Raw genomic sequence first — 12,786 nt, forward strand, 5'->3', positions numbered from 1 at the left:
TTCCTCGGCCCGTATGAGTCCTGCGGCGGACGGGCCGATGAGCGGGCGCGCCCAGCCCTCTTGACTTGACGAAGAGACTGAGTGCTATCGTTAGCACCACGTGGCTGTGACAAAGTGATTCGACGTGCCCCGGCATCTCGTGACCCGTTCCAGGAGCGCACCGCGGTGCCCGCCCCGACCACAAGTCGGCGAGTGCCGGCGACACCCGACCCGAGCCCAGCGACCCTCTCCACCTCACCCGTGGCGGCCGCCGACCCCACCGGACCTTCCGACGGCCGCCCTTCCGCGTGATGATCAGACCTGCTGACCGGATGCGGCCGGGCGCGACGCCCGGCCGTCGCCGCGGCCGCACGATTCTGCGAGGACGACCTGCTATGAAACCATCGAGCCGCCCGGGCACCGTGCTGCTCACCGACCACGCCTGGCCCGACGACTCCGTCGAGCGATCGGTCGTCGAGGAGGCCGGCCACACGCTCGTGACCGGCCCCGCCGAGCCCGCTTCCGCCGAGGCCATCGAGGAGCTGGTGGCCGAGCACCGGCCCGCCGGGATCCTCACCTGCTGGGCGCCCGTCTCCGCCACCGCGGTGGAGGCCTCTGCCAACCTGCGGATCGTGGCCCGGCTCGGGGTCGGCCTCGACAACATCGCCGTGGACGCCGCCACCGAGCGGGGCGTGTGGGTCACCAACGTTCCGGACTACTGCGTCGAGGAGGTCTCCGATCACGCCGTCGGCATGGTGCTGGCCTGGACGAGGGGCCTTGCCGTGTTCGACCGGGAGGTCCGTGCGGGCCGCTGGGACCCCGCGAGCGCCCGGCTGCGCCGGCTGTCGACGCTGACGTGCGGCGTCGTCGGATACGGGCGGATCGGACGGGCCACCGTGCGCAAGCTCGGTGCGTTCGGCTGCCGGATCCTGGCCCACGACCCGCACCCGCCGAAGGACGTCCCCGGAGTGGAGATGGTGGGCCTGGAGGACCTGCTGCGCCGCAGCGACGTGGTGATCCTCCACGTGCCGCTCACACCCGGCACGCACCACATCATCGGAACCGAGCAACTATCGCTGATGCGGCCGGGCGGCCTGCTGGTCAACGTCAGCCGGGGCGGCCTGGTGGACACCGACGCGGTGATCAAGGCACTCGACAGCGGTCACCTGGGCGGAGCCGCCTTCGACGTACTGGAGACCGAACCGCACGTCCCCGCCGGACTGCTGGACCGGCCCGGTGCCCTCCTCACCCCCCACGTCGCCTTCTCCTCCGACGCGTCCGTCATCGAACTGCGCCGCCGCGCCGCCGAGGAAGTCGTACGGATCCTGGCGGACGAGGCACCGGCCCACGCCTGCAACAGCCCCCGCGGCCTGCCCGCCGGGTCGGGTGGCCGTCGATGAGCCAGACCTCCGCTCCGGTGGGCCCGGACCCCGTGCCGGACACCGCGCCGGCCGACTTCCTGCTCGCCCACGAGCTCGCACGACCCGGCGAAGCCACACGCTGGACGCCACTGGCCGGCGGCGTCTCGTCCGACCTGTGGCGAGTGGACCTGCCGGGACGCTCCCTCTGCGTCAAACGCGCCCTGGCCAGGCTGAAGGTCGCGGCCGACTGGCAGGCACCGGTGTCGCGCAACGCCTACGAATGGGCGTGGATGCGGTTCGCGTCCCGGCACCGCCCGGACAGCGTGCCCGAACTGCTGGCCCACGACCCCGAAGCCGGCCTCTTCGCGATGGCGTACCTGCCCCCCGAGCGGTACCCGATGTGGAAGGCCCAGCTGCTGCACGGCGAGGTGCGGGTGGCGACCGCGGCGGCCGTCGGCGAACTGCTCGGCAACCTGCACGCGGCGAGCGCGGGCGACGCGGCCCTCGCCGCGGAGTTCGCCACCGACGACAACTTCCACGCCCTGCGCGTCGAACCGTATCTGCTGGCCACCGCCGCCGCGCACCCCGGTCTGAGCGACATCCTCCAGGGCCTCGCCGACCGCACGGCCACCACCCACCTGGCCCTGGTGCACGGTGACGTCAGTCCCAAGAACATCCTCGTCGGCCCGTCGGGGCCCGTGCTGCTGGACGCCGAGTGCGCCTGGTACGGGGACCCGGCCTTCGACCTGGCCTTCTGCGTCAACCACCTGCTCCTCAAGAGCTTGGTGGTGCCCGGGCGCCGAGCCGATCTCCTGCGGTCCGCCCGGGTGCTGGCCGAGGAGTACGTCCGGTGCGTCGACTGGGAACCCCGCTCGGCCCTCGAGACGCGGGCCGCGTCACTGCTGCCGGCGCTGCTGCTCGCGCGCGTGGACGGCAAGTCCCCGGTGGAGTACCTCACGGACGACCGCCACCGGTTGTTCGTACGCACGGTGGCATCGGCCCTGCTGCGGGCGCCCGCCCCCACGATGGCGGACTTCCTGGACGCCTGGGCGGCCGCGATCGAGGCGCCGACGGGGCCCGGCAGCGGCCGACCCGGCTGACCCGACCGACACGACGGGTCCGGCTGCCTCTCGGATCCGAAGGTCCCGACCGAGGAGAGAACATGCGCAGAGTCGTCACCGGCCACGACGAGAACGGCAGATCGGTCGTCGTCAGCGACGGGCCCGTCCCGCGCAGCCGGGAGTTCACCAGCCTGCCGGGCTGGGTGTCCCGCCTGCCGTGGGCCACCGAACCCGGCGAGCAGGTCAGCCGGACCGGGGAGGATCCCACGCCGAAAGTCACCAGCCTGCTCCCCGCGCCCGGTGGCACGCGGTTCATCGTCCTGACCTTTCCACCGGACACCGCGATGGCCGACCCGGCGTTCGACCCCGTCGCCTTCGACCGGGAGCAGCGGGCCGACTCGCCCGGCATCGCGGACCTCATGGAGCCCGACGGCATGCACACGGCGCCGACCGTGGACTACGGCATCGTGCTGCAGGGCGAGATCGTCCTCGAACTCGACGACGGCCTGTGCACGGGCCTGTCGGCAGGGGACATCGTGATCCAGAACGGCACCCGCCACGCCTGGCGCAACCGCAGCGACCAACCGGTCACGATGGCCTTTGTCCTCGTCGGCGCGTAGCGCGACGCCGCCCGAACCAGCCTCCGTCAGATGATCGAAAACCAGAGCAAAGGAGCCGCTTCGTCCACATGACCACCCGGCAGCCGGCACCTGCCCATACAAGCGTGACGGTCTTCCACACTCTCAGCTTCCACTGAGCCGGACGGGGGTCCACCAGTCGGTGGACCCGAAGTTCAACCGGTCGCCGCTGTCGGCACCACACCCCCGGCAAAGAGCATGGATGACATGAAGAATCTTCCCGTACACATGGCTCGTTGGAGCGCCGTCCATCCGTGGCGTGGCATCGTCGGCTGGTTCGTTTTCGTCGTCCTGTGCCTCGGTATCGGCATCTCCGTCGGCACCAATGCGGCGACCACCGAGGACTTCCGCATCGGCGAGGCGGGACGCGGCGAGGCGATCGCCGCGGAGGGCGCGTTACAGCAGCGCCCCGTCGAACACGTCCTGATCACCGCGAAGCCGGGCGCCGGAAAGCTCGACATCGCCGCGGCCGACTCGGCCGCCGCCGACGTCGCCGCCCGGATGCGCAAGCTGCCCGAGGTGCTCTCCGTCACCGACCCGGTGCGCGGCGCGGACAACACGGCGGTGCGGGTCACCGTCACCATGAAGGGCCCGGAGCTGGAGGGCAAGGAGCACGTCGACCCGCTGATCGAGCAGACCGCGGCCGTACAGAAGGCCAACCCCGGGCTGCGCGTCGAGGAGACCGGATCGCCTTCCATCAGCAAGGGCGTCGACAAGCTGCGCGGCGACGACCTCGCGCGCACCGAGATGATCGCCCTGCCGGTCACCCTCATCACCCTGCTGCTGGTCTTCAGCTCCGTGGCGATGGCCCTCGTACCGCTGCTGCTCGCCCTGTCCTCGATCGCCGCGGCCGTCGGCCTGACGATGGTGGCCTCGCACGTCTTCCCGGACAATGGCATCAGCACCAACATCATCCTGCTCATCGGCCTCGCGGTCGGCGTCGACTACACGCTCTTCTACCTCAAGCGCGAACGTGAGGAACGAGCCCGCGCCGGCGGCAAACTGAGCCCGCAGGCCGTCGTCGAACTCGCCGCCGCCACGTCCGGCCGGGCCGTTGTCGTCTCCGGCCTCGCGGTCGCCGTCTCCAGCGCCACCCTCTACCTCGCCGACGACGTCATCTTCTCGTCCATCGCCACCGGCGCGGTCCTCGTCACCCTCGTCGCCGTCGTCAGCTCCCTGACCGTGCTGCCCGCCCTCCTCGCCAAACTGGGCATGCGCGCCGAGCGCCGTGCCGAGCGCAGGGCGGCCCGCGGGCTCGCGCCGAAGAAGCAGAAGACGCAACGGACCGGCCCCGGCCGCCTGACCGCCGCGGTGCTGCGCCCCGTCGCCAAACACCCCGTCGCCGCGCTCACCGTCACCGTTGTCGGGCTGCTCGCCCTCGCCGCTCCGGTCCTCGGCCTCAAGCTCACCGACATGGGCCGCGAGACACACTCCCGCTCCATCGAAGCCATGCAGGTCTACGACCGGCTGAACGCGGCCTACCCGGAACTGAAGTCCATGCACCAGGTCGTCGTCCGCGCCGACGCCGACCGTTCGCCCGAGGTGACCGCCGCCCTGCGCGAACTCGCCGCCGACGTCAAGGATGACCCGCGCCTGAGCGGCACTTCCCAGCTGACCACGTCGCCCGACAAGCGGATCAGCATGCTCCAGCTACAGGTCCCGCACTACGTCAGCAGCGACAAGGCCCAGTCGTCGCTCAAGGACATCCGCGACACGTACCTCCCGGAGACCGTCGGCCAGGTGAAGGATGCCGAGTTCGCGGTGACCGGTGACGTCGCCCGCTACACCGACTACCCGGCCCACCAGGAACAGAAGCTGCCCCTCATCATCGGGGCACTGCTCCTGGTCACCTTCGCCATGACCGTCTGGGCGTTCCGCTCCGTGGTCCTCGGCGTGGTCGGCATCCTGCTCAACCTCCTCTCCGCCGCCGCCTCGCTCGGTATCCTCGTCATGGTCTTCCAGCACACCTGGGCGGAAGGCCTGGTCGACTTCACCTCCACCGGTTCGATCGGCACCCGCGTCCCGCTGTTCCTCTTCGTGATCCTGTTCGGCCTGTCGATGGACTACCAGGTCTTCGTGATCAGCCGGATCCGGGAGGCAGCCCTGCGCGGAGTCCCGACCCGCAAGGCCGTGATCGAGGGCGTCGGCAGCTCGGCCGGCGTGGTGACCAGCGCCGCCGTGATCATGGTCACGGTCTTCGCCAGCTTCGCGGCCCTGCACATAATCGAGATGAAGCAGATCGGCTTCAGCCTCGCGGTCGCCGTCCTCCTGGACGCCTTCGTCATCCGCATGCTGGTCCTGCCGTCCATGATGCTCCTGCTCGGCGAGGCCAACTGGTGGCCCTCGCGCGGAGTGCGCCGTGCCCGCCGCAGCACCGAACAGGCCCCCCGCCCCCTGGAATCGGTAAGCTGATCGACTCGACCGCCGGCCCCTCAACTCCCTTACGAACGAGGTGAATCAGCGTGACGCAGTGGGAGCAGCAGCCGGGTGACCGGCTCACCCCGGACCGTATCCGCCGCTGGAACTCGGCAGGCTGGATCCTGTTCGGCCTGCTGCCCCCGGCGGTCGCCGTGCTCGACGCGTCGCCGGCCCGGAAGTACTGGATGCTCGGCCTGCTCACTCTGATCGCGCTGTGCCACACCGTCGTTCTCACCCGGCCGGACAACCCCGTCCTGCGTCCCCGTACCTACCTCGCCGTCCTCGCCCTCGTCCTGGGCGCGACGTCCTACCTGCTGGACGGCGGGGCCGCCTTCTACGTGGTGTCCCTGCCGCAGTTCTGGCTCTTCACCCGCGCCCCGCGGGACGCGATCACGCTCAGCGGTGCCGCCGCGGCCCTCACCGTGCTCGGCGGCACGCTCGGCCAGGGCTGGAGCCCCCAATTCCTCACCGGGAACGCGGTGTTCACCGTCGTCGCCTACGCCGCAGGGGTGGGTCTGGGGCTGTGGGTGCACCGCTTCGTCGGCGAGAGCAACGAGCGACAGGAGCAACTGACCACCGAACTGGCCATCACTCAGGAGGAGTTGGCGACCGTGTATCAGCAGCAGGGCGCGGCCGAGGAACGCGAACGGCTCGCCCGGGAGATCCACGACACCCTCGCCCAGGGCTTCGCCTCCATCGTGGTGCTCGCGGAGGCCGCCCGCGCCGCCACCGTCACCGACCCCGTGCGCTGCGCCGAGCAGCTCACCTCCATCGAGCAGACCGCGCGCGAGAACCTGGCCGAGGCCCGGGTGCTCGTCGGCTCCGCCCCTGAGAGCGGCGTCGCGGCCGGCTCGCTGGCCACCACCCTGCGCAGAACCCTGGACCGCTTCGTCCAGGACACCGGCCTCACCGTCGCCGCAGAACTGCCCGACATGGACCTGGACCAGCGCACCCGCGTCGCCCTGCTGCGCTGCGCGCAGGAGTCCCTTGCCAACGTGCGCAAACACTCGGGCGCCTCCACCGTCGGCGTCGTCCTCACCGAACTCGCGGGCGGTGTCGAGCTGGAGATCACCGACGACGGCTGCGGCTTCGTCGTCGAGGAGTCCCAAGGTTTCGGCCTCGACGGCATGCGCCGACGGCTGGCCGAGCTCGACGGTGAACTCACCGTCACCAGCTCCCTCGGGGACGGCACCCGTGTCCTCGCCGGCCTTCCCACGCACAGTCAGGACTGACCATGACCGACACCGCGTACGACCGGATCCGCGTGGTCGTGGTGGACGACCACGCCGTGATGCGCGCCGGAGTCATCGCCCTGCTGGCCAACGAGCCCACGATAGAGATCGTCGGCGAGGCGAGCGACGGCCGCGAGGGCGTCGACCTCGTCGAGCGGCTCGCCCCCGATGTGGCCCTCCTCGACCTGCGCATGCCGGTGCTCGATGGCGTGGCCGCCACCACCGAGATCGTCGCCCTGCCGGTGGCCACCCGGGTGCTGATCCTCACCACGTACGACACGGACGTCGAGATCGAACGAGCCGTGGAGGCCGGCGCCGTCGGCTACCTCCTCAAGGACACGACCCGCGAGCAGCTCGCCGACGCCATCCGCTCGGCGGCGCGCGGTGAGACGGTCCTCGCGCCCAAGGTCGCGGAGCGCCTCGTGGCTCGGATGCGCCGCCCCGAGCCGGTCGTGCTCACCGCCCGCGAGCGGGACGTGCTGAGAGCGGTCGCCGACGGCCTGTCCAACGCCGAGATCGGCCGTCGCCTGGTCATCGGCGAGGCCACGGTGAAGACGCATCTTCTGCGGGTCTTCGCGAAACTCGACGTCAGCGACCGCACCCGCGCCGTCGTCGTCGCCCTGGAACGGGGACTCCTTGCGCGCTCCTGAGGCCCGGGCGCCCTAGCCAGAACGCACGGAGCTCCTGGAATTGGCCGTCCCTGTGGTTGCGCTCCGACGTGCGCAGGGGCGGCCGTTCGTTCCCGCCTCTCGCGCCCAACGTCCCTCGCCTGGCTACGAGCGCGTTCGCGCCTAACGCCACGACAAGCGCACCTCACCACGGCCCGTGACTCGACGCCCTTACCAGTCACGTCCGCTCCTGCGCGACCATGCTCACCGAACGCCGGGGCGAGCGCCTGCCCGACCGGCTCGACGCCGTCCGGCAGGACGACCTGCCCAGCCTCCACACCCTTGCCGCAGGCATCGACCGCGACGCCGTCATCGCCGGCCTGACTCTGCCCTGGAGCTCGGGCGTCGTGGAAGGGCACGTCAACCGGATCAAGATGCTCAAGCGCCAGATGTTTGGCCGCGCAGTTCACACTCCTGCGGAAGGGCGTCCTCATGTCCTGATCACCGACGACGGGAGGACTCGATGGCGGCAGCGTCGGCGGATGTGGGAGCCTTCTCCTCCCCGATGATGAGCGAGAAGACTTCGATGACGCGCGACGACGCCCTCGATCGGCTCAGACACATCGCGCGTGAGAGGGCGTTCGGCAGGCACGTCGGATCTGACCGGCTCATTCAGGCAGGGCTGGACGCGCTGATTGCCGGGGTTGAGAGCCCGTCCCTCGCCATGCTGGCTGGCCTGCTCCGGAGCGAAGAGCCGGAAGCGCCAGCGCTCTTCGACCAGGTGCTGGAGGAGCTGGGTCTGCTCTTCCACCCGCCCGCGGACCCCCGGGCCGCAAAGTGGGCAATGGCCTACTGGATCGCCGGTCGGATCGCCGACGCGTCCCTGGATCCCGCCGCCGGCACTCACCTCATCTGGGCAGACATCGCCTATGACCTCGGCTACCCCGAAGAGCTGGAACCCCTTGTGCACTGCGCGCAGAACCTGGACGGCTGGGAGAAGAGCTGGGGCGTCTCCTACGAGGAACTCAGCAGAGAAGCGGTCGAGGCGGCGAAGCAGTTCCTGAACAAGCGGCCGACAGCAGAGGACTGACAGCTCGTCTTCGCCACCGCGATTGGGTCAGCTCCTGTCTGAACCCCTTACTCAGCGTGGCCGCGTCACAGAAGTTGAGCCAGACCTCGGGAAACCGACAGCACCTGGACACCACCAGATTGGGCAGCGCCCGAAGCACTGCAGAAATCGAACAGTTCATGGCTCCGGGCAGCGCGGGCCCCTGCCCGGTTGGCAGGGGCCCGCAACGTAACCCGCAAAGGAACGCCGGGACCTGCCCTCGACGAGCAGCATCCTGGCCAACACGGCTTACCGACTGCTGGTGGCCTGACGGCCCGGCCTCACTTCAGGTGCCGGGCGAAGAACCGGGCCCCGGCGTCGAGTTCGAACTGCGGGACGCCGGTGTGCCCGCCGAGATTGGCGTGCAGGGTCTTCTCCTTGGAGCCGAAGGCGTCGAACAGGTCCAGAGCCGCCTGCCGGTCGTTCCCTTCGTCGTCCCACTGCAGCAGGACATGCAGCGGAATGGTGACCTGGCGGGCCTCCTCGAACATGACGGCCGGCACGAGACTCCCCGCGAAGAAACCGGCGGCCACGATGCGCGACTCGACCACCGCAAGGCGGACGCCGATGGAGATCACTCCCCCCTCGTACCCGACCGGGCCGCCGATCTCGGGCAGCGACAGGAGGGCGTCCAGGGAGCCCTGCCATTCCGGGACCGCCTTTTCGACCAGCGGGAGAATGAGGGCGTCGACGATCTCGTCGCCGACCGGCTCGCCGGCCTCCATCACCCGCCGCAGGTCGGCGCGGGCCTGCTCGGCGGCGGCCCAACGGGGTCGTTCACCGCTCCCGGGGAGCTCAATGGTGGCCGCGGCGAATCCGTACTCCGCCGCGTAATACCGGGCCCGCCCCGCCAGTCGGGGGTACATCTTGCGCAGTCCGAGCGGGGGGTGGCCGATCAGGATCAGCGGCGCCGGTGCGGACGCGGACGCGGACGCGGGCATCCACAGGATGCCGGGGATCTCGCCGAGGGTGAATCCGCGCTCGAGGACACCGTCGTCGAGACGCTGTTCAGTAGTGAAGTGCATGGTCGTGCCTTTCGGGAGTGCCCATGAACGGCGCTCCCGGACGACCTATCGCCCGACCGTGACCCCGGAGGGGAGCACCCATGTCGATATTGCGTTCACGGGTACCACCTCCTCGTTCTCCAGCACGGCTCCGGAAAACGTAGCAGTGGTCGCGGATGTCCGCCAAACGGGTTCTTGCGTGCGCTCCGTGGCCAGGTGCAATAGCCCCGAACAGGTGACAGAGGCATTGGTGTCGACTCCCCGGCTGTGGTCGATGCCGTACGGGCTCTCTCGTGATGTTCGTCCTCGAGGAGCAGCTGGATTCAGCGCACCTGCTTCGCGGACTTCCACAGATACACGCGGACTTCCGCGGATACAGGTGCGGGACCAACAGCCCGGCCGGGCCGCCGTGTGGCGCGACGGCACACGCGCCCCATGGTTGTTCATCGAGCTCGACGAGGACATGACCGGTGCCAGACCTGGCCTCTGCACCCTGTGAGCAACTGCTTCAGTGCATGACCGATTAACTGTATTCACTTATTCGATCTGATCAGGGCCTGCCGTGCCAGAGGTCGGCCGTGATGGTGATCCGCAGCGGCTATGTCCGTCTCATCGTGACGATTTGTACGGCTATGTTATCTCGAGTGAACGCCAAAGTGCGACCTATCGGCGCATGACGTATGGACGCCACACCCTCAATGTGTGCACACTATGGCCGATCCAATCTGATCCTCTGAGGGGTGGAACAACCCGCCCCGGGCCGCCAGAGAGATCCGCGCAGACGCCCACGAACTCCGTGACGCTGGATGTCGCCCACTGCCCCGGCCCGCCGGGCGTCGTACAGCCAGCCCCACGCACCGCCCACCGGCCGTGCCCCCTCTCCGTGTCCAGCCCACCGGCTGTTCGTTTCGCACGGTCGGACCGAGGTCGCACGGCCGGTGCACCCAGGAGGTCCCCATGTCGCAGATCCCCGCAACACCTCATCAGTCCGGGCCGGCTTCGCTCCGCCCGTCCGACCAGCCCACAAAACAGCTGACTGTGGCCGTCTTCCCGGGGGCCGGCTCCGTGCACCTGTACCACGCCCTCGACTTCAGATCGCACCCGACCTCATCACCAATGTGGCGATCACCCCGCGAGCCGCCGCCACCGCGTGGTACGCCCGCGCCTACCTCGAGGTCTGCCGCCTCAGCACCTCGGAACTCCTGACCTCCGGCGCGCCGGGCATCGAGGCGGCGCTGGTCCGGCACGGTTGGTCTCCGGCCAACGCGCGGGCCGCCGTCCCCGGTCTGCTGGGCCCCGCCGGTCTGTCGACACGGCCCGAGGTGACCCTGCCCGGCCTGGAGGCGGTGGCCGACCTGCGCCGCCGCTTCGATCCTGCCCGGCAGCCCACCTGCTCGCTCTCGTCTCTGATGGGGCCGGGCCAGGGGGCCTGACGACGGTCGCACAGCCATCACGGAAAACAGCCTCCGCCGTGCGAGCAGGCTGCATCCGCATCCGCATCCGCATGCGCACTCGAGCGCCGACCGGGGCGCGGCCATGCCAACGCGCGTGCGCCGCATGCGAGGCCGAGAGATACCTCCCCGACACAGCACAATGCGAAAGGAACGGTCATGCACGACGACAGTCGCAAGGGAATCGGTGGCAACGCCACCTGGCGGCCGGTGACCCTGCTGGTACTTGCCATCTGCGGGATCACCGTCGTCGCCGACGGATACGACGTGGTCGTTTACGGCGCGGTGATTCCGTCCCTTCTCCATGAGCCGGGCTGGGGCCTGACTCCGGCCGGTGCCGGTCTCATCGGTTCGGTTGCTCTGGTCGGAATGCTCATGGGAGCGACGACCGTCGGCACGCTCACCGACACACTGGGCCGGCGCAGGATGTTGATCGGCTGCCTGATCTGGTTCTCGGTGATGACAGGCCTGTGCGCGATCGCACCCACTCCTGAAGTGTTCGGTGCGTTCCGGTTCCTGGCCGGCCTCGGGCTCGGCGGTGTGCTGCCGACCGCCACGGCGCTCGCCGGTGAGTACTCGCATCCGAAAACGCGCAATCTGGTGTTCGCGATCGTGTTCAGTGGCTTTCCTGTGGGCGGCATCCTCGCCGCTCTCTCCGGGATGCTCGTCATTCCCCGGTCCGGCTGGCAGCCGATGTTCCTGCTCGGTCTCGTCCCACTCCTGCTCGTCGTGCCACTGGCCGTCAGATACCTGCCCGAGTCGATCGTGTTCCTCCAAGCGAAGGGCCGGTACGCCGAGGCCAGGAAGACAGCCGACCGTTGGAACATTCCACTCGATGACGCGCAGGAGGAAGCAGCGGCGTCAGCGGAGGCGCGGTCCGGACTCGACTCGGGCGGCATGTCGTCCGTGAAGGCTCTCTTTTCACACAGCTACATCGCGGCGACTCTTTGCTTCCTGGCCATGACGTGTCTGTGCCTGTTCATGATCTACGGACTCAACACCTGGCTCCCGGAGATCATGCGTCGGGCGGGCTACTCCTCCGGCTCCGCCCTCGCCTTTCTCCTCGTGTTCAACATCGGGGCTGTCGTAGGCACGATCGTCATCTCCCTGGCAGCGGATCGACTCGGCTCAAAGCCGATCATCGTCACCACGTATCTCCTGGCCAGTGTGTCCGTGATCCTGCTCAGCCTGCGGCTGCCGACGGGGATGCTGTACCTGGCCGTCGCTCTGGGCGGCGTCGGGGCGATGGGGACGCAGACGTTCGTTCTCGCCTACGTCTCCAAGCACTATCCGGTGCGGATGGGTGCCACAGCCATGGGCTGGACGCTTGGGTTCGGCCGTATTGGTTCGATGCTCGCGCCGCCGGTGCTCGGGCTGATCATCGGGGCCGGGTGGGCGTTCCAGTGGAACTTCTACGCCCTCGCCATACCCGGCGTCATGGGCGCCGTACTGATAGGGCTGGTCCCCCGCGCGCCGGGCACGGAATCCTCCGGTGGACACGGGCAGGCAGGCGGGACCGTGCGTTCCCTGGTCGAGCCGACCTGATCCGGTATCCGGTGGCAGGGCCTGACCCGCCGGCTCCGGGGCACGCACGCGGTGCGTGCCCCGGCTCTGCCTTCGTCGCCCCGTCGCGGCCGGCCGCATCCAGAGGCGAACACGAGCGAGAGCAAGGTGCCGGAGACGACGATGCCTGAAGCGGCCCTCAGACCGGTCAACGGTCCTGGCGCAGGGCGAGAGATCGCGGTGGTGCGGCTGAAGCCCTCGTCTCAGCGCCCTCCCGGGGCCAGGCCACCGCGGCGCCTGGGACACCCACCTGTGAAGCCCGCTGGCGTGGTGGAGTTCTGCCGTGCTCGACCGTGCGAGCTTCCGAGAGTGAGTGCATACAGTGAGAAGCCGGTGTGAACGTGTGCATCACCTCGTTGCCCA

11 protein-coding genes are annotated in these 12,786 nt (G+C 69.5%); 10 read left to right on the forward strand and 1 reads right to left on the reverse strand.

Annotated features, from left to right (window positions below):
• Positions 1-374: 374 nt before the first annotated feature.
• From Q4V64_RS53015 to Q4V64_RS53050, 8 genes are all read left to right on the forward strand, one after another.
• Complete coding sequence (locus Q4V64_RS53015; protein WP_124437403.1) at positions 375-1,379, forward strand: C-terminal binding protein; 1,005 nt, start codon at positions 375-377, stop codon at positions 1,377-1,379.
• On the forward strand, positions 1,376-2,440 hold the full coding sequence (locus tag Q4V64_RS53020; protein ID WP_124437402.1) for an aminoglycoside phosphotransferase family protein: 1,065 nt from the start codon (positions 1,376-1,378) through the stop codon (positions 2,438-2,440). The genes Q4V64_RS53015 and Q4V64_RS53020 overlap by 4 nt, the downstream gene beginning before the upstream one ends.
• 62 nt (positions 2,441-2,502) lie before the next feature.
• On the forward strand, positions 2,503-3,021 hold the full coding sequence (locus Q4V64_RS53025) for a cupin domain-containing protein (protein WP_124437401.1): 519 nt from the start codon (positions 2,503-2,505) through the stop codon (positions 3,019-3,021).
• Positions 3,022-3,246: 225 nt separating this feature from the next.
• The gene (locus tag Q4V64_RS53030; protein WP_124437400.1) at positions 3,247-5,451 is read left to right on the forward strand and encodes an MMPL family transporter; all 2,205 of its coding nucleotides are present in this window, start codon (positions 3,247-3,249) and stop codon (positions 5,449-5,451) included.
• 50 nt (positions 5,452-5,501) lie between these two features.
• Complete coding sequence (locus Q4V64_RS53035) at positions 5,502-6,689, forward strand: sensor histidine kinase (protein WP_124437399.1); 1,188 nt, start codon at positions 5,502-5,504, stop codon at positions 6,687-6,689.
• A 2-nt stretch (positions 6,690-6,691) separates the two neighbouring features.
• The gene (locus Q4V64_RS53040; RefSeq protein WP_124437398.1) at positions 6,692-7,339 is read left to right on the forward strand and encodes a response regulator transcription factor; all 648 of its coding nucleotides are present in this window, start codon (positions 6,692-6,694) and stop codon (positions 7,337-7,339) included.
• A 218-nt stretch (positions 7,340-7,557) separates the two neighbouring features.
• Entirely contained in the window at positions 7,558-7,866 is a 309-nt protein-coding gene (locus Q4V64_RS53045; protein ID WP_216377529.1) for a hypothetical protein, read from the forward strand.
• 17 nt (positions 7,867-7,883) lie between these two features.
• Positions 7,884-8,387 (forward strand): hypothetical protein, encoded by a 504-nt coding sequence (locus Q4V64_RS53050; RefSeq protein ID WP_124437425.1) that lies wholly within the window; start codon positions 7,884-7,886, stop codon positions 8,385-8,387.
• A gap of 299 nt (positions 8,388-8,686) precedes the next feature.
• Here Q4V64_RS53050 and Q4V64_RS53055 read toward each other — a convergent pair whose 3' ends face one another.
• The gene (locus Q4V64_RS53055) at positions 8,687-9,430 is read right to left on the reverse strand and encodes an alpha/beta hydrolase (RefSeq protein WP_124437397.1); all 744 of its coding nucleotides are present in this window, start codon (positions 9,428-9,430) and stop codon (positions 8,687-8,689) included.
• A 1,097-nt stretch (positions 9,431-10,527) separates the two neighbouring features.
• Between Q4V64_RS53055 and Q4V64_RS53060 the strand changes: the two genes are divergently transcribed.
• Entirely contained in the window at positions 10,528-10,842 is a 315-nt protein-coding gene (locus tag Q4V64_RS53060) for a hypothetical protein (RefSeq protein WP_124437395.1), read from the forward strand.
• A 177-nt stretch (positions 10,843-11,019) separates the two neighbouring features.
• Complete coding sequence (locus Q4V64_RS53065) at positions 11,020-12,405, forward strand: aromatic acid/H+ symport family MFS transporter (protein ID WP_124437394.1); 1,386 nt, start codon at positions 11,020-11,022, stop codon at positions 12,403-12,405.
• The last annotated feature ends 381 nt before the right edge of the window (positions 12,406-12,786 follow it).

The organism is Streptomyces sp. NL15-2K (assembly GCF_030551255.1).
Classification (GTDB): Bacteria; Actinomycetota; Actinomycetes; order Streptomycetales; family Streptomycetaceae; genus Streptomyces.

Bases quoted from the DNA above. Each gene is read 5' to 3' on its own strand.
- Q4V64_RS53045 (WP_216377529.1), top strand. From the start codon at position 7,558: ATGCTCACCGAACGCCGGGGCGAGCGCCTGCCCGACCGGCTCGACGCC.
- Q4V64_RS53020 (WP_124437402.1), top strand. From the start codon at position 1,376: ATGAGCCAGACCTCCGCTCCGGTGGGCCCGGACCCCGTGCCGGACACC.
- Q4V64_RS53050 (WP_124437425.1), top strand. From the start codon at position 7,884: ATGACGCGCGACGACGCCCTCGATCGGCTCAGACACATCGCGCGTGAG.
- Q4V64_RS53030 (WP_124437400.1), top strand. From the start codon at position 3,247: ATGAAGAATCTTCCCGTACACATGGCTCGTTGGAGCGCCGTCCATCCG.
- Q4V64_RS53040 (WP_124437398.1), top strand. From the start codon at position 6,692: ATGACCGACACCGCGTACGACCGGATCCGCGTGGTCGTGGTGGACGAC.
- Q4V64_RS53015 (WP_124437403.1), top strand. From the start codon at position 375: ATGAAACCATCGAGCCGCCCGGGCACCGTGCTGCTCACCGACCACGCC.
- Q4V64_RS53055 (WP_124437397.1), bottom strand. From the start codon at position 9,430: ATGCACTTCACTACTGAACAGCGTCTCGACGACGGTGTCCTCGAGCGC.
- Q4V64_RS53025 (WP_124437401.1), top strand. From the start codon at position 2,503: ATGCGCAGAGTCGTCACCGGCCACGACGAGAACGGCAGATCGGTCGTC.
- Q4V64_RS53065 (WP_124437394.1), top strand. From the start codon at position 11,020: ATGCACGACGACAGTCGCAAGGGAATCGGTGGCAACGCCACCTGGCGG.